This window comes from Tabrizicola caldifontis, from assembly GCF_004762095.1.
Lineage (GTDB): Bacteria > Pseudomonadota > Alphaproteobacteria > Rhodobacterales > Rhodobacteraceae > Tabrizicola > Tabrizicola caldifontis.
On the sequence record NZ_SIJH01000013.1, the window covers coordinates 1 to 15,937 of the forward strand.

At 64.5% G+C, this 15,937-nt stretch carries 15 protein-coding genes and 1 pseudogene; 3 read left to right on the top strand and 13 right to left on the bottom strand.

Features of this window, described 5'->3' with window-relative positions:
• Positions 1–126 precede the first annotated feature (126 nt).
• Positions 127–632: pseudogene (locus EYB42_RS11960) on the top strand (integrase core domain-containing protein); the annotation flags it as partial.
• An 86-nt stretch (positions 633–718) separates the two neighbouring features.
• Here the strand turns inward: EYB42_RS11960 and thyX are convergent.
• Positions 719–1,624, bottom strand: a complete 906-nt coding sequence (gene thyX, locus EYB42_RS11965) for an FAD-dependent thymidylate synthase (RefSeq protein ID WP_135450351.1) — start codon at positions 1,622–1,624, stop codon at positions 719–721.
• Positions 1,625–1,712: 88 nt separating this feature from the next.
• Between thyX and EYB42_RS11970 the strand changes: the two genes are divergently transcribed.
• Positions 1,713–2,141, top strand: a complete 429-nt coding sequence (locus EYB42_RS11970) for a VOC family protein (protein WP_135450485.1) — start codon at positions 1,713–1,715, stop codon at positions 2,139–2,141.
• Positions 2,142–2,286: 145 nt separating this feature from the next.
• Here EYB42_RS11970 and ribD read toward each other — a convergent pair whose 3' ends face one another.
• Positions 2,287–3,396: a bifunctional diaminohydroxyphosphoribosylaminopyrimidine deaminase/5-amino-6-(5-phosphoribosylamino)uracil reductase RibD gene (gene ribD, locus EYB42_RS11975; protein ID WP_346763309.1), complete on the bottom strand. Its 1,110-nt coding sequence runs from the start codon at positions 3,394–3,396 to the stop codon at positions 2,287–2,289.
• On the bottom strand, positions 3,393–3,860 hold the full coding sequence (gene nrdR / locus EYB42_RS11980) for a transcriptional regulator NrdR (RefSeq protein WP_135450353.1): 468 nt from the start codon (positions 3,858–3,860) through the stop codon (positions 3,393–3,395). Before nrdR ends, ribD begins: the two co-directional genes overlap by 4 nt.
• Before the next feature lie 215 nt (positions 3,861–4,075).
• Between nrdR and EYB42_RS11985 the strand changes: the two genes are divergently transcribed.
• Positions 4,076–4,354, top strand: coding sequence for a hypothetical protein (locus EYB42_RS11985; protein WP_135450354.1), 279 nt, complete (start codon positions 4,076–4,078; stop codon positions 4,352–4,354).
• Here EYB42_RS11985 and EYB42_RS11990 read toward each other — a convergent pair.
• The 10 genes from EYB42_RS11990 to EYB42_RS12035 all read right to left on the bottom strand — a co-directional run bounded on the left by EYB42_RS11990 (position 4,351) and on the right by EYB42_RS12035 (position 15,930).
• Positions 4,351–4,545: a hypothetical protein gene (locus tag EYB42_RS11990; RefSeq protein WP_135450355.1), complete on the bottom strand. Its 195-nt coding sequence runs from the start codon at positions 4,543–4,545 to the stop codon at positions 4,351–4,353. The two genes, EYB42_RS11985 and EYB42_RS11990, sit on opposite strands and share 4 nt — an antisense overlap.
• 220 nt (positions 4,546–4,765) lie before the next feature.
• Positions 4,766–5,038, bottom strand: a complete 273-nt coding sequence (locus EYB42_RS11995; protein WP_135450356.1) for an HlyU family transcriptional regulator — start codon at positions 5,036–5,038, stop codon at positions 4,766–4,768.
• 10 nt (positions 5,039–5,048) lie between these two features.
• Entirely contained in the window at positions 5,049–7,040 is a 1,992-nt protein-coding gene (gene rpoD, locus EYB42_RS12000; protein ID WP_135450357.1) for an RNA polymerase sigma factor RpoD, read from the bottom strand.
• 74 nt (positions 7,041–7,114) lie between these two features.
• Positions 7,115–9,049, bottom strand: coding sequence for a DNA primase (gene dnaG, locus EYB42_RS12005; RefSeq protein ID WP_135450358.1), 1,935 nt, complete (start codon positions 9,047–9,049; stop codon positions 7,115–7,117).
• 185 nt (positions 9,050–9,234) lie between these two features.
• Positions 9,235–10,536 carry an NAD(P)/FAD-dependent oxidoreductase gene (locus EYB42_RS12010; RefSeq protein WP_135450359.1) on the bottom strand — a complete coding sequence of 434 codons (1,302 nt, stop codon included), beginning with the start codon at positions 10,534–10,536 and terminating at the stop codon, positions 9,235–9,237.
• The gene (locus EYB42_RS12015) at positions 10,536–11,891 is read right to left on the bottom strand and encodes a glutamine synthetase family protein (protein WP_135450360.1); all 1,356 of its coding nucleotides are present in this window, start codon (positions 11,889–11,891) and stop codon (positions 10,536–10,538) included. Before EYB42_RS12015 ends, EYB42_RS12010 begins: the two co-directional genes overlap by 1 nt.
• Before the next feature lie 37 nt (positions 11,892–11,928).
• Positions 11,929–12,636, bottom strand: coding sequence for a type 1 glutamine amidotransferase (locus EYB42_RS12020; RefSeq protein ID WP_135450361.1), 708 nt, complete (start codon positions 12,634–12,636; stop codon positions 11,929–11,931).
• A gap of 71 nt (positions 12,637–12,707) precedes the next feature.
• A complete protein-coding gene (locus EYB42_RS12025) occupies positions 12,708–14,042 on the bottom strand; it encodes a glutamine synthetase family protein (RefSeq protein WP_135450486.1) in 1,335 nt (444 codons plus the stop codon).
• Positions 14,043–14,227: 185 nt separating this feature from the next.
• On the bottom strand, positions 14,228–15,055 hold the full coding sequence (locus tag EYB42_RS12030) for an ABC transporter permease (RefSeq protein WP_135450362.1): 828 nt from the start codon (positions 15,053–15,055) through the stop codon (positions 14,228–14,230).
• Entirely contained in the window at positions 15,052–15,930 is an 879-nt protein-coding gene (locus tag EYB42_RS12035) for an ABC transporter permease (protein ID WP_135450363.1), read from the bottom strand. The genes EYB42_RS12030 and EYB42_RS12035 overlap by 4 nt, the downstream gene beginning before the upstream one ends.
• Positions 15,931–15,937 lie beyond the last annotated feature (7 nt).

The following is a 15,937-nucleotide window of genomic DNA, read 5'->3' on the forward strand; positions in this document are numbered from 1 at the left end:
CAACGGGGCCTGACGCTGCGCAACCCGCAAAGCTCCGCGCCAGCCCCCGTTGCCCAACCCGCCCAAACAGGCAAAACTCAAACCCGGAGTCTCGCTCACGCTGGATAAAAGTTGGGGGCAACGTCACTGGCAGTGAACGACGATTGCTGCCGTGAGAACCTTGCCCTGATCGCCGACACCAGCATCGCGGGGGCCAGGGTGGCGCGGGAACTTGATGCCTTGGTCCGGATCTATGGCAAGCCCGCCTGCATCGTCTCCGACAACGGAACCGAGTTCACCAGCAAGGCCATCCTGAACCGAAGGTCCGCGAAGCGAAATGGGCGAACGACAACAAGGTCGAGTGGCATTACATCGACCCGGGCAAGCCAAAGCAGAATGGCTACATCGAGTCGTTCAATGGCGGCCTGCGCTACGAATGCCTGAATGAGAAGTTGTTCGACAGCTTCGCCGACGCAAGTCGAAAGCTGGACCTTTGGCGCTACGACTGCAACAACGTCAGGCCGCATTCATCGCTGGGCAGCAAGTCGCCAGCAGAAGCGCGCCGGGCGCTTGAGCACTCTGAGGGCGCCGCACCCAGCGCGCTTGCCCAACCCGAAACCGACCACTATCAACCCCAAGGACTCTCGTTATGAACGAGGGACGTCCGAGGGGCAGGTCACCCCAAGCACCTTTTGGATGGCGTCATCCCAGCCAGTGCCCTTTTCGTGCTCAACGCCATCTACCCCCAGACCTCCACGAACTCCCGCCACTCGCCCTTGCTCATCCCCGAGGCCTCCTGCGTCACTGTCTCGCCGGCCAGCCGCCGCTTCAGAACCGCGATCGCCTTGGCCGAGAGCGTCACGCCGCCCATACGGTAGTCCTCGAAGGCCCCATAGGCCAGCGGCACCCAGTCCTTCACGCAGGCCGCTATCGCCTCGGCATAGACGCGGATTTCATATTGGGCGTGGCTGTCGGCGCGCAGGCGCAGGAAGTGGAAGAGGTTGTGCAGGTCCGTTTTCCAGTACCACTGCGTGTAGATGTTCATCGGCAGGTTCATCCGTGCAAGTTCGCGCGCGAGGCCCTGCTGGCCCTCCTGCGACAGCATCGTCTCGTAATGGTCGTAGGCCGTGGTCGCGTCGCGCTTCAGGATTTCCAGCACCCGTGCCGCCTCGGGCCCTGACAGCACCTCGCCCCGGCCCTGATTGTTCACCGTCGATTGCGCCGCCAGATGTTCCGGGGCGGGGATGTAGAATTCCCGGTCGAGGATCGAATACCGCGCCGAATATTCGTTGACGTTCGCCGTGCGGTGGCGGATCCACTGGCGGGCGACAAAGACCGGCAGCTTCACATGCAGCTTGATCTCGCACATCTCGAAGGGGGTGGAGTGCCAGTGCCGCATCAGGTAGCGGATCAGCCCCTCGTCGTTCTGGACGTGTTTGGTCCCCGCCCCATATGAGACGCGGGCGGCCTGGACGATGGCGGCATCGTCGCCCATGTAGTCGATGACGCGGATGAAGCCGTGGTCGAGCACCGGATGCACGCGATAGAGATGCGCCTCCATGCCATCGCTGACGGCGCGGAGCGTGTGGCGGGGATTGGCCCGGGCGGCCTCGATCTCGGCCAGTTGTTCGGGGGTCAGCGGCATGGCGGGCCTCATGTGGTGGCGAGTCGGACTGGACTATAGCTTGCGGTCGATGGCTGTGATACCGCTAGATGAACGAATGGAGGACAGGATGACGATCCGCTATCTGCATACGATGGTCCGGGTGAAGGACCTTGATAAATCCATCGCCTTCTACAAGCTTCTGGGCTTGCAGGAGACGCGCCGGCATGAGAGCGAGCAGGGCCGCTTCACACTGGTGTTCATGGCGCCGCCGGGGCAGGAGGAATGCCCGATCGAGCTGACCTACAACTGGGATGGCGATCCCGGCCTGCCGTCGGACAGTCGGCACTTCGGGCATCTCGCCTACGAGGTGGACGACATTTACGAGATGTGCGCGCATCTTCAGGCCAACGGGGTGCTGATCAATCGGCCGCCGCGGGATGGGCGGATGGCCTTTGTCAGGTCGCCCGACAACGTGTCGATCGAACTGCTGCAGCGCGGGCCAGCGAAGCCTCCTGCCGAGCCTTGGGCCAGCATGCCATCGACCGGGCACTGGTAAGGATTCAGGGCAGGCGCGGGTATCCTGCCCGCGCTTTCAGTCCGGGCCCTCCTGAGGAGGGCAGCTGGACAGCCCGCGGCCATGAATTGGCTGCCGGCGCGGCATGGTGCCGGGCGAGGTCGAACCGACAGTTGCGGAATGGCTGTCAGCAGGTTGCAGGCATCGACCAGTGCGCATAGGCGTCTGACCCGAGGATCTGCACACCGATCGGCCGTGGAGCGGGGGCATCGCGCAGTGCAGCGAGGGCAAGCTGGCCAAGGGCGGGGTGACCCTCGGCCCCGATCAGCTTGCCGCCCCAGAACATGGCGAGTTCATCCACCAGCCCGGCCCTGACCAGCGCAGCCGCCAGCGTACTGCCCCCCTCGCTGAGGATGCGGGTCAGCCCCTTGTCCGCAAGTGCGGACAGGGCCGCGGGCAGATCGAGGCGGCCATCCTCTTCGGGGATTTCGATCAGGGTGGCGCCGGTGGCCTGCCACGCGGATCGTGCATGATCTGGCGCAGACGGTCCGTGAAGGATCCAGACTGGATGTTCCGCTGCCGTGCGCCCCAGGCGGCTATCGGCGGCATGGCGCAACTGGCGGTCCACGACGATGCGGACGGGCTGCCGTGTCGCGCCCATGTCGCGCACTGTCAGGTCGGGGTCATCGGCAAGCGCGGTGCCAGAGCCTACCATGACCGCATCGTGCGACATGCGAAGGGCATGCACCCGGCGGCGGGATTCGGGGCCCGTAATCCAGCGGGACTCGCCTGTGGCGGTGGCTATACGTCCGTCCAGGCTGGCCGCCAGCTTCAGGGTTAGGAAGGGAAGGCCCCGGGTGACCCGTTTCAGGAAGCCGGCGTTGATCTGCGCAGCTTCGGAGGAAAGGATCCCTTCGGTCACGTCGATCCCAGCGGCGCGGAGCAGTGAGTGGCCCCGGCCAGAGACGCGGGGGTCAGGGTCTGTCAGGGCGGTGACGACGCGGGCGAGGCGGGCTGCGATCAGCGCCTCGGCGCAAGGCGGGGTCTTTCCGTGGTGGGCGCAGGGTTCCAGCGTCACATAGGCGGTGGCCCCTTCGGCAAGGGCACCAGCCTGCGCGAGGGCCAGGGCTTCGGCATGGGGGCGACCGCCGGGTTGGGTCCAGCCACGACCGACGATAAGACCATCCCTGACAATCACGCAGCCGACGGCCGGATTGGGCCACACGTTTCCAAGACCCCGCGTCGCAAGGCGCAGGGCGTGGGCCATATGGTCCCGGTCTGTGACGGACCCGCTCACTCTTCCGGCTTGTCGGCGGGCCGCAGCTCGCTGACGAAACGGTCGAAATCGTCGGCAGCCTGGAAATTCTTGTACACGCTGGCAAATCGGACATAGGCGACCGTGTCGATGCGTGCCAGGCTTTCCATCACGATGTCGCCGATCAGCTTCGACGGGATGTCGGTATCGCCCAGGCTTTCCAGCCGCCGCACGATGCCGGAGATCATCTGATCGATCCGTTCGGGGTCTATCGGGCGCTTCTGCATTGCGATGCGTATGGCACGCTCCAGCTTGGAGCGGTCGAAATCCTCACGCTTGCCCGAGGATTTGATGACCACCAGGTCGCGTAGCTGAACGCGTTCGTAGGTGGTGAAGCGGCCCCCGCAGGCCGGGCAGAACCGGCGCCGGCGGATCGAGACGTGATCCTCGGCCGGCCTGGAATCCTTCACCTGCGTGTCGATGTTGCCGCAGAATGGGCAGCGCATCGGCCCCCTCCCTTGCTTTTCGGTTATCCTGCCTCAAGGCCGGGTGTGACCCCCGGCTCCCACTACAGACTATAGGCGAGGGGCGCGGATTTCGGGAAGGGCAAAGGTTCGGCCACCGTATCTGGGGGCAAGGGTGTGGCTGCGGGGACTCAGGCAGGGATATGCTCTGCGGAAAGACGGGTGAAAATCGTCATCATCGTGTTACAGTTTCATGTATGCAGCGGCGATTCATCCTTTGCTGTATTCTGCTGGCCGGGCCGGTACAGGCGCAGGGTCCGATTGCCGAGGTGATATGCGCCCCGCGCGTCGAAATCATGGCGCGGTTGACGGGGGCAGAGCTGGCTGGTGCCGGCCTGCGTGATGCCGAGGCGCTGCTTGAAGTCTGGCGGCGGCCTTCGGGCGACTGGACGCTGGTGCAAAGCTACGCCAATGGCATGGCCTGCATCCTGGCCATGGGCGAAGGGTGGGAGGCAGCGCCAGCGCCGCCGGACTAGGTGCAGTCGGTCTTTCGGGACGGGTTGTCGAAACCCCGGAACTGGCCGGGGGCTTCCTTGAACCAGCAGATCGCATCCTGCGGTTTGGTGGGCGTGTCGGGCCCGCAGGGCAGCTTCCACACAAGAGCATCGGGCGGCAGCACGTTGACGCCGATCAAGAGGCCCGAGGTCTCGTCGGGAACGTGCTCCACACGGGCCCGGACTTCTTCGATCTAGCCCAGGATCGGAAAGGCTGCGGTTTAGCGCATTTGTGAGCGGCACCCGATACGGCAGGAAGAAACCATGGCGTCGTTCCGGCTGGCGGCATTAAGGGGAAGGGCTGCGCGCAAGGCAAGCGCACGCGTGCGCACGCACCATCCCTGTGGCAGGGATGAACGGGCACCGGATGGAAAGCTGGGGGACTTGCGCCGTTCAGCCGAACAGCCGGTCGCCCTGTTCGTCGATCATCTGCCGGGCCTTGGCAACCGAGAGCGCCGCTGCCTGTTCGGCCGAGGCCATGGTGTCGGCGCGAATCAGATCGTGCCCGCGTCCGTCCTTCTCGATCCGCGCGGCGACCCGGAACTGGCCGCCTTCGCGAATTGGCCGCGGGACGATCCTGTAGCCCTTGTAATCCTCGCCTTCCGTTCCGGATTCAGGGGCCGGATCGGCCGATTTCCGTCCGAAGAGGCGGGACAGGAGCGACATCGCACGCGCCCTACTGATCGAGGAAGCTGCGCAGCTTCCGCGAACGGCTGGGGTGCTTCAGCTTGCGCAACGCCTTGGCCTCGATCTGGCGGATACGTTCGCGGGTGACGCTGAACTGCTGGCCCACTTCCTCCAGGGTATGGTCAGTGTTCATCCCGATGCCGAAGCGCATCCGCAGAACCCGTTCCTCGCGCGGGGTGAGCGAGGCGAGGACGCGGGTCGTCGTCTCCTTCAGGTTCTCCTGGATCGCCGAATCCAAGGGCAGGATCGCGTTCTTGTCCTCGATGAAGTCGCCAAGCTGGCTGTCCTCCTCGTCGCCGATGGGTGTTTCCAGGCTGATCGGCTCCTTGGCGATCTTCATCACCTTGCGGACCTTCTCCAGCGGCATCTGGAGTTTCTCGGCCAGTTCCTCGGGCGTGGGCTCGCGGCCGATCTCGTGCAGCATCTGGCGGCCGGTGCGGACCAGCTTGTTGATCGTCTCGATCATGTGCACCGGGATGCGGATGGTGCGCGCCTGGTCGGCGATAGATCGGGTGATCGCCTGGCGGATCCACCAGGTCGCGTAGGTCGAGAACTTGTAGCCCCGGCGGTATTCGAACTTGTCCACCGCCTTCATCAGGCCGATGTTGCCTTCCTGAATGAGATCAAGGAATTGCAGGCCGCGGTTGGTGTATTTCTTGGCAATCGAGATCACCAGGCGCAGGTTCGCCTCGACCATTTCCTTCTTAGCCTGACGGGCCTCTTTCTCGCCCTTCTGGACCTGGTTCACGATCCGGCGGAATTCGCTGATGTCCACGCCGACATACTGGCCGACCTGGGCCATCTCGGCGCGCAGCTCTTCCACCTTGTCGCGGCTTTTCTCGATCAGCGCCTGCCAGCCCCGGCCCGGCTTTCGCGCCATGCGGTCCAACCAGGTCGGGTCAAGCTCGTAACCCTGATACTCCTGGATGAATTCCTGCCGGTTGATCCGGGCCTGATCCGCCAATTTGACCATGGCCGAATTGATCGACATGATCCGCTTGTTGATGCCGTACAGCTGGTCGATCAGCGCCTCGATCCGGCTGTTGTTCAGGTGCAGCTCGTTCACCAGCAGCACGATTTCCGACCGCAGCTTCTGGTATGCGGCCTCGTCGGCCGTGGAAAAGCGCTGGCTGGAGGATAGCGTGGCATCCATCCGGCTTTTCTGCATCTCGGCCAGTTTCTGGTAATCGCGCGCGATCAAGTCCAGCGTTTCCAGCACGCGCGGCTTCAGCGCGGCCTCCATCGCGGCCAGCGACATGTTCGAGGCCTCGTCATCCTCGTCCTCGTCCATCTCGCGCAGGATCGGGTTGCCGTCGGCGTCCAGTTCCGGTTCGGCGCTGGAGGCGCGGCGGGGCGCGGCCTGGCCCACGCCGACCTCGTCCAGCGGGGGGCCTTCCATGTCTTCTTCGCCATCGAGGCTGCGGCCGAACGTGGCTTCCAGATCGATCACATCGCGCAGAAGAATGTCTTCGTTCAGAAGTTCGTCCCGCCAGATGATGATGGCCTGGAAGGTCAGGGGCGATTCACACAGCCCCGCGATCATGGTGTTGCGACCGGCCTCGATACGCTTTGCAATGGCGATCTCGCCTTCGCGCGACAGAAGTTCGACCGAACCCATCTCGCGCAGATACATTCGCACCGGATCGTCGGTGCGGTCGAGCGTTTCGGTGGTCGTGCCGGCGACGGCAAGTTCGCGGCTGGTGGAGGTGTCGACCAGATCGCCGACGGGCGCCTCGCCTTCCTCGACCTCTTCGTCCTCGATGACGTTGATGCCCATTTCGGACAGCATGGACATGACATCCTCGATCTGTTCCGAGGACACCTGTTCCGGCGGCAGGACTGCATTCAGCTGGTCATAGGTGATGTAGCCGCGCTCTTTCGCGTCGGCGATCATCTTCTTGACCGCGGCCTGGCTCATGTCCAGCGAGACATCGGGTTCGTCGGCTTCCGGCTTGGCGTCGTCAGTGTCCTTGAGGGCCATGAGGTCTCCATAGGGGCGAATCGGGGCGATGCATTCGAATCAATAGCGCGAATCAGTCGGGGCGACAGCCCGAATCAGCGGTTTTTCTTGACCCAGATCTGGCTATCGATCAGGGCTTGCAGATGTCTTGACAGTGCGGCCCGATCCTCGCCTAGGTCCGAACTGTCGGTCGCGCCGCCCTTTTCCGAACGGTGACGCGCTTCGGCGGCCTTGGAAAGCCGCCAGGTCAGACCTTCGTCGGGCAGGCCGTCGAAATCCTCCATGGCATCTTCGATCTCGCGCCGCGCGCCCCTGCGGGCTTCGAGCTTCGCCAGTTCCTCGGCAAGACAGAGGGCGGCCAGCTCGTCATCCCCCGCATTCCGGACCGGCGGCGCTATGGCGACATGGGGACGTCGGAACAGGGCGTCAAGGGCGCCCGGGGCAGATTCCCGGATCTTCGCGGCCAGATCGAGGCTGTCGGCGTGGGTCAGGATCAGGCGGCGCAGGGTTTCATGGTTCTCGTCACTGAGGTCCATGCGCTGAAGTGCGGAATCGAAGCGATGGATCAGCGCTGGGTGCAGGATTAGCGTTGCCAGGATCACCGCCTCGCGCAGGATCTCATCCACCGGGCCCTGGGCCTGGGCCAGCAGCGACGAGCGCGTCGTGGCCAAGGCACCGCCTGGTACGGCGTGCCTGCCGCGCGAGCGGAACGGGCCGGGCTGAAATGGCCGCGAAGCGCCACCATTGGTCCCGAACAGCTCATGCCGAAGGCGTTTCATCTCCTCGGCATAGTGGCTGCGTATCGACGGGTCGGTGATCCGGGCAAGGTGGCCGCGCAAAACCTTGTCCAGCGCCGCCCGGCGCTCGGGGCTGTCGAATACCCGCCCCTCCGTTTCCCTTTGCCACAGAAGCTGCACCATCGGCTTCGCGTTGTCGATGATGGCCTGCATGGCCGGCGCGCCGTGGGTCCTGATCAGGTCGTCGGGGTCCATGCCGCCGGGAAGGATGGCGATGCGCAGCGCCTTGCCGACCTCAAGCAGCGGCAGGGCCAGGTCGATCACCCGCTGCGCAGCCTTCAGCCCGGCACTGTCGCCATCCAGCGCCATGATCGGCTCGTCGGCGATACGCCAGATCATGCGCAGCTGGTCCTCGGTGACGGCTGTGCCAAGCGGCGCGACGGCTGCGGTGAACCCCGCCTCGCTCAGCGCGATCACGTCCATGTAGCCTTCGGCAACGATCAGCGTCTTGCCCTTGCCCGCGGCCTCGCGCGCGGGGCCGTGGTTGAAGAGGCTGCGGCCCTTGTCGAAGAGCTCGGTCTCCGGCCCGTTGAGGTATTTCGCCCGCGCGTTCGGGTCGAGGCTGCGGCCGCCGAGGCTGACGATCCGGCCCCGAGCATCGCGGATCGGAAAGATGATCCGGCCGTGGAAACGGTCGTAGTGCCGGCCCGAGTCGTGTCGGGCGACCACGCCAGAGGCAACCATCAGATCGGGTGAAATGCCCTTGGCCGCCAGCGCCTCCACGACAGCCTGTGCGTTATCGGGCGACCAGCCGATGTCCCAGCGCTCCCAGGCCTCTTCGGTCAGGCGACGCTTCTGCGTCAGATAGGCGCGGGCCTCCGCTCCGGCGGCGGTCTTGAGTTGCAGGCGGTAGAATTTCACCGCCTCGTCCATCACCTGGTGCAACAGCGTCCGGCGGTCGGCACGTTCGGCGGCCTTCGGGTCGCGGGCGGGCATCTGCATGCCGGCCTCGTGGGCGAGGATTTCCACCGCCTCCATGAAGCCGAGGTTCTCGCTCTCCTTCACGAAGGTGACGGCATCGCCTTTCGCGTGGCAACCGAAGCAGTAGTAGAACCCCTTGCGGTCATCGACGTGGAAACTGGCCGATTTCTCCTGATGGAAGGGGCAGGGGGCCCAGAAATCCCCCTTCGCCATGTTCGACTTGCGCATGTCCCAGGTGACCTTCCTGCCCACGATGGAGGACAGGGTCACCCTTGTTCGCAGCTCGTCGAGGAATCCGGTCGGCAGGGACATGGCGCCGCTTATACCAGATCGCGCGCCCGGTGCAGCCCCCCGGTGCGGACCACGATGTGGCCTGACCGAGACCGCTTGGCCTGCCGGCGCTCCGAGAGCATTTCCGGAAAGGGCCAAAGGTACTTGCTCTTTTCCCAAGTACTCCACAGGGGTGCGGGGGTGTGAAACCCCGCTGCCGACAGGGGTCAGATGCCCAGCCGATCGCGCATCGCGTACCAGGTCATCGCGGTGACGAGCAGCGGCCACCGCAGCAGCGCGCCGCCGGGGAAGCGGTATTGCGGCAGGCTCGCCATCAGGTCGAAGCGTTCCATCTGCCCAGCCGCCGCCTCGGCCATCAGCTTACCCGCCAGCGTGGCCATGGCGACGCCGTGGCCCGAGTAGCCAGAGGCGGACAGCACGTTCTGGCCCGGTCGGGTAAAGCAGGGCATGCGGTTCACCGTGATCGCCAGAGTGCCGCCCCAGGCATAGTCGATCCGGGTCTTCGCCAGTTGCGGATAGACCTGAAGCATGGGTTTCGACACGGTCCGGATGATGTCGGGGAAGCGGTAGCCGTAGGACTCGCCGCCGCCGAAGAGCAGGCGGTTGTCCTCGGACAGGCGCCAGTAATTGACGACGAAGCGGGTGTCCGCAACCGCGACGGGTTCGGACAGAAGGTCGCACGCCCTTTCCCCCAAGGGTTCCGTCGCGACCATGAAGTTGTTGATCGGCATGACCTTTGCCGAAACCTTCGGGCTCAGTTGCCCGAGGTAGCCGTTGCCGGCAAGGATCACCGTAGCGCAATCGACATGGCCCGATGGCGTGCGCACCACGGGGCGGGGGCCCGGCTCCACCTTGTGGACTTCGCTGAGTTCGTGGATGCGCACCCCCGCCCCGGCCGCCGCTTTCGCCAGCCCGATGGCATAGTTCAGCGGGTGCAGGTGGCCGGCGTCGCGGTCGATCTCGCCGCCGACATATTCGGTCGATCCGATCAGCCGCCGGATGCCCGCCTGATCCAGAAGCTCAAGGTGCTGATAGCCGTAGTCGCGGCGCAGCTTCTCGGCGTAGGCATGGGTGTCGCGAACTTCGGTCTCGGTCCGGCAGGCATGGGCGATTCCGGGGTGGAAGGTGACCGGCATGGCGTGGTCGCGGATGAGCGCCTTGACCAGGGTCTTGGCTTCCTCGGCCAGATCCCAGAGCCGGTGGGCGTTCTCGCGTCCCACGGTCCTTTCCAGCCAGACCTGGTCCTGCCGCTGGCCGCTGCCCACCTGACCGCCGTTGCGGCCCGAGGCGCCGAAGCCCACGCGGTGCGCTTCGAGGAGCACCACGTCGAAGCCCTTCTGCGCCAGATGCAGCGCGGCCGACAGGCCGGTATATCCGCCGCCGACGATGCAGACATCGGCCCGGGTCGCGCCCTTCAGGACCGGAAAGCGGTCGATGGGCGCGGCTGTGGCGGCATAGTAGCTTTGCGGCCATTCCCCGCGCCGGTCGTTGATGTGCAAAAGGTTCATCAGACGTTCAGAAGCAGATGTTCGCGTTCCCAAGGGCTGATGACTTGCAGGAACTCCTTGTATTCGTTCCGCTTTACGCTGTCATAAACCTTGATGAAGTCGTGGCCCATCACGTCCTTCAGCGCCTCGTCCTCGTCGAGAAGGTCAAGAGCGTCGCCGAGGTTCACCGGGATGTCCTCACTGTCGATATAGGCCGAGCCGGTGAATTCCTGCCGCGCCTGAACCTTGTTCATCAGGCCCAGGTAGCCGCAGGCAAGCGTCGCGGCGATGCCGAGATATGGATTGCAGTCCATGCCGGGCAGGCGGTTTTCCACACGGCGGGCCGAGGCCGAGGAGATCGGGACGCGCAGGCCGGTGGTGCGGTTGTCGCGGCCCCATTCCAGGTTGATCGGCGCGGCGAAGTCGGGGACATAGCGGCGGTAGCTGTTGACATAAGGCGCGAAGAGGGCCACGGCGGCGCCGAGGTGCTTCTGCAACCCGCCGATGAAGTGGAGGAAGGCTTCGGTCTCCACTCCCTTCGGCCCGGCGAAGATGTTCTTGCCGGTTTTCGTGTCCACCACCGAGGTGTGGATGTGCATGGCGCTTCCCGGTTCGCCGGCGATGGGCTTGGCCATGAAGGTGGCGAAACAGTCGTGGCGCAGCGCCGCCTCGCGAATCAGGCGCTTGAAGAAGAACACGTCGTCGGCCAGCCGGACCGGGTCGCCATGGGCAAGGTTCAGCTCGATCTGGCCTGCGCCGCCTTCCTGCAGGATGCCGTCGATTTCCAGGCCCTGGGCCTCGGCGAAGTCGTAGATGTCGTCGATCACCTTGCCGTATTCGTCCACCGCCGACATGGAATAGGCCTGCTTTGCCGCAGCGCGCCGGCCGGTCCGACCCATCGGCGGGATGACGGGCATGTTCGGATCGGTATTGCGCGCGGTCAGGAAGAATTCCATCTCGGGCGCCACCACCGGGCGCCAGCCCTGCGCTTCGTAGAGCGCGACGATGCGCTTGAGCACGTTGCGAGGGGAGAAGGAGACCAGGTTGCCGTCATGGTCCTTGGCATCGTGGATGACCTGGAGCGTCACATCCGCCGTCCAGGGCGCCGCCGTGGCGGTGGACCAGTCGGGCTCGAGGATCATGTCGGGTTCGGTGAAGGCGTCGAAGGGATTGTCGGCCCATTCGCCGGTGATGGTCTGCAGGAAGATGGAATTCGGCAGGAAGTAGCTGGTCTGCTTGGCGAATTTCGCGGCGGGCATCGCCTTGCCGCGCGCCACCCCGGCGATGTCGCCGATGATGCATTCCACTTCGTCTACCCGGCGGTTGCCGATGTAGTCGCGTGCCGCCTCGGGCAGCTGGTCGGTCCACTTGGACATGAGTCACACTGGTTTTGGGGGGTGGCCCCCGCGCAGATCAGGCGCGGAGCTTCTCGGCCCCGGTTTTCTTCGCTTGATGGGTCAGAAAGAATTCCGCGATCCGGTCGGCCATCGACGGGCTGTCGAGCGGCGTGTCGAGCCGTTTCATGGCATCGGCCAGTAGCGCGTCGGGAACCAGACCCGGCCCCCGGTGCTTGATCAGCCCCTCCATGAACTCCTTGCGGAATTCGGGGTGGGGCTGGACGGTGAACATGCGGTCGTCATAAAGCAGCGCCGCGTTTTCGCACAGCGCCGTGGAGGCCAGAACCTTCGCCATTTCAGGCTTCTTCACCACTTGGTCCTGGTGCCAGGCGTTCAAAGTATAGGTCCGGTCGCCGAAATCGTATTCGGTCGGGCCGACCGACCAGCCGCCGGCGAATTTCTCGACCTTGCCACCCATGGCCTGGGCGATGATCTGATGGCCGAAGCAGATGCCCACGACCGGCACATGTTCGGCATAGGCCCTGCGGATGAAATCTTCCAGCGGCGGGATCCAGTCGTGCGGCTCGTACGCGCCGTGGCGCGAACCGGTGATCAGCCAGCCGTCACATTCATGCACGTCCTTCGGAAACTCGTTGCGCAGGACGGCCCAGCGGCGGAAGGTCAAGCCCTTGCCCGCCAGCAGGGTTTCGAAGAAATCCGGATAGTCGCCCTGGTGCCGCAGCGCATCGGGGCTTTCGCCGGTCTGAAGGATGCCGATCTGCATGGGTCCGTTCCTGATCTGGTCAAGGCAGAAGGTGGTGTGAAGCCCCCCCGGCGGTCAAGGGGGGCACGCGGCTATACGGTGTCGAGGTAAAGCTCGACCCGTTCCTCGGGAGAAAGTTCGGCGATGTAGTGCAGTTCCTGCCGTTTGGTCTGGACCATGTTGCGGATCAGCTCCTTCGGCAGGAAGCGGTAGAGAATATCGGAGTTCTCGAAGGCGTCGATCGCAGCTTCCCAGGTGGACGGGATCTGCGGCAGGTCCATGGCATAGGCGTTGCCGGTGATGGGGGCGGGGGGTTCCTTTTGATCCTCCAGCCCCATCAACGCGGCACCCAGGATTGCTGCCAGCATCAGATAGGGGTTCACATCGCCCCCCGCCACGCGATGTTCGATCCGGCGCGCCGCCGGATTGCCGGCCGGGATGCGGATTGCCGCCGTGCGGTTCTCGTAGCCCCAGGAGATTGCGGTGGGTGCGTGCTTTCCGGGGACCAGCCGTTCGTAGCTGTTCAGGTGCGGCGCGAAGAGCAGCGTGGAATCGTGCATCGCCTCCAGGCAGCCGGCCACGGCATGACGTAGCTGCGCCGTGCCCTTGGGTCCGCCGGAATCGAAGATGTTGTCACCCTTCTCGTCGATGACCGAAAAATGTGTGTGCAGGCCCGACCCCGAATAATCGGCATAGGGTTTCGCCATGAAGCTGGCCGCAAAGCCATGCCGCCGGGCCAGCCCCTTGACCAGCATCTTGAAAAGCCAGGCATCGTCGGCCGCCCGCAAGGCGTCGTCGCAATGCATCAGGTTCACTTCGAACTGGCCCAGGCCGGTTTCCGAGGTCGTGGTATCGGCCGGAATGTCCATCGCCTCGCAGGCGTCGTAGAGATCGGTGAAGAAGGTGTCGAAGGCATCCAGCGCCCGGATCGACAGCGTCTCGGCCGCCTTGCGGCGCTTGCCAGAGCGGGGCGAGGGCGGAACCTGCAGCGTCTTGCCCGAATCGTCGATCAGGAAGAATTCCAGCTCCATTGCCACCACGGGGGTCAGCCCCTTGGCCTTGTAGCGGTCCACCACGGCGCGCAGCGCGTGGCGCGGGTCGCCCTCGTAGGGCTGCCCGTTCTCGCGGAACATCCAGATCGGCAGAAGGGCGGTCGGAGCCTCAAGCCAGGGCATCGGCATGAAGCCGCGTTCGGTGGGTTTCAGCACGCCGTCCTGGTCGCCCTGCTCGAAGACCAGCGGGCTGTCGTCGATGTCCTCGCCCCAGATGTCGAGGTTGAGGACCGAGAAGGGGAACCGCGTCCCGTCCTTCACGACCTTTTCCGCAAAGCGGGCGGGGACGCGCTTGCCCCTTGCCTGCCCGTTCAGATCCGCGGCGGCCACGCGAATGGTCCGCACGTCGGGGTGCTTTCTCAGCCAATCCTTCATCATCATACTATCAGGTAGGGCACGGTCCCCGCGCCCCGGGCACGCAAGTGCCCGCCTGATGCGCAGGTTCGGACCATGCCCTTGGTCCTTCCCCTGGTTTCGATCGCCTCTCCCCGCGGGCCTTCTTTTCGGCTTTGCCGCAGGGTCCGGGCGGGTGCCCGGATAATTTGATCAAAAATAACCTACTATCGGATCAGCTGCGGACGCAAGCGGATTCTGCTCTTGACGTTGGATGGCAAGTGCCGGTTCAGGCGGCGGTTGACCAGACCGAAAAGACCGATGACGAGCAGCGTCAGGGCGATGAAATAGCCCGCGACGATGGGGTAGGGGATGAAGGGGTTGAAGGTCTTGTCAGCGAAATAGTTGGCGTAATAAAGCGCATCGCCCATCTGGCGGAAGGCAGGGAAGCCGCTGAAGAAGACCAGCGTCGTTGCATGGAACAGGAAGATCGCCTCGTTCGTGTATGCAGGCCAGGCAAGGCGCAGCATGGTGGGCCACTGGATCCGGCGGAACTTCTGCCATCCGGTGATGCCATAGGCTTCCGCCGCCTCCAGGTCGCCCTTCGGGATCGACTTCAGCGCACCGTGAAAGATTTCGGCCGCATAGGCCGAGGTGTTCAGGAACAGCACAAACAGCGCCCCGGCCCAGGCGCGGGTGGTCCATGCCGTTTCCACCGTGATACCAAGCACGTTGATGCCAGCCTTGGGCAGAAGCTGCAGCGCCTCGTAGGCCAGGAAGAACTGGATGAACAGTGGCGAGCCGCGGAAGACGAACACGAACCATTCGGCAGGCTTGCGCACCAAAAGGTGGCGCGACGACTTGCCCAGCGCCACGGCTACGGCCAGGAAGAAGCCCAGGGCCAGCGCCAGGACGCCGAAGTAGATGTTCCAGATCATCCCCGAGCCGATCAGCGTGACCTGCTGGCAGATCGTGAAATCACTGCGCGGCAGAAGGTTTTCGCCATGGCCGATGGATCGGAAGGCATAGGCCTGGATCGTTTCCCAGCAGGTCATGCCGCGGCCTTTCGCAGGGCTTCGCCGCCGGCGGTGGCCTGGCCGTGGTTCAACCGGGCAGAGATGCGGGAAAGCACGACCTCGGAAACCTTCGTGAACACCAGGTAGAAGACCAGCAGCGCAAGGAAATACCACAGGCGCCAGTCGGGATGCGGATAGTCGTAGGCCTGGGTCTTGGCCCCGCCAAGCTCTCGCGCCCAATAGACAATGTCCTTCACACCCAGAAGGAACAGCAACGGAGTGGCCTTGATCAGGATCATCCACAGGTTCGACAGGCCGGGCAGGGCATAGACCCACATCTGCGGCACCAGGATGCGGCGGAAGACCTGGGCGTGCGACATGCCGTAGGCCTCGGCTGTCTCGAGCTGGGCTTTCGGCACGGCGTTCATCGCTCCGTAAAGCACGTTCGCGGCGAAGGCACCGAAGACGATGGCAAAGGTGAAGACTGCAAGGCCGAAGCCATAGGCTTGGTGCCAGGCGGCCGGGGATCGCGCCAGCGGCACCTTGGCCTCGGGGCAGACGCGGAACTCGAGCCCCTGCCAGGGCCAGCTGTGATCGGGGCAGACGGCCAGGCTTTTCAGGTATTCGATGCCCTGGTCGAGTGCGATGACGAAGAACAGGAAGAACACGATGTCGGGCACCCCGCGTACGATGGCCGCATAGCCCTTGCCCACAAGGCTTAGCGGAAGGAAGCGCGAACGTGCGGCGGTGGCTCCGAGGAAGCCCATGGCCAGCGCGGCCGGGGCGGTCAGGGCCAGAAGCAGAAGCACCGTCCCGAACGACCAATAGAATGCCATGTGCTTGCCCGAGGTCAGGTAGCAAGCAAGCCAGGTGAGGCCCTCGATGGCCTTGGGATCGGCGCAGGCGTCGAACATCGCGGAT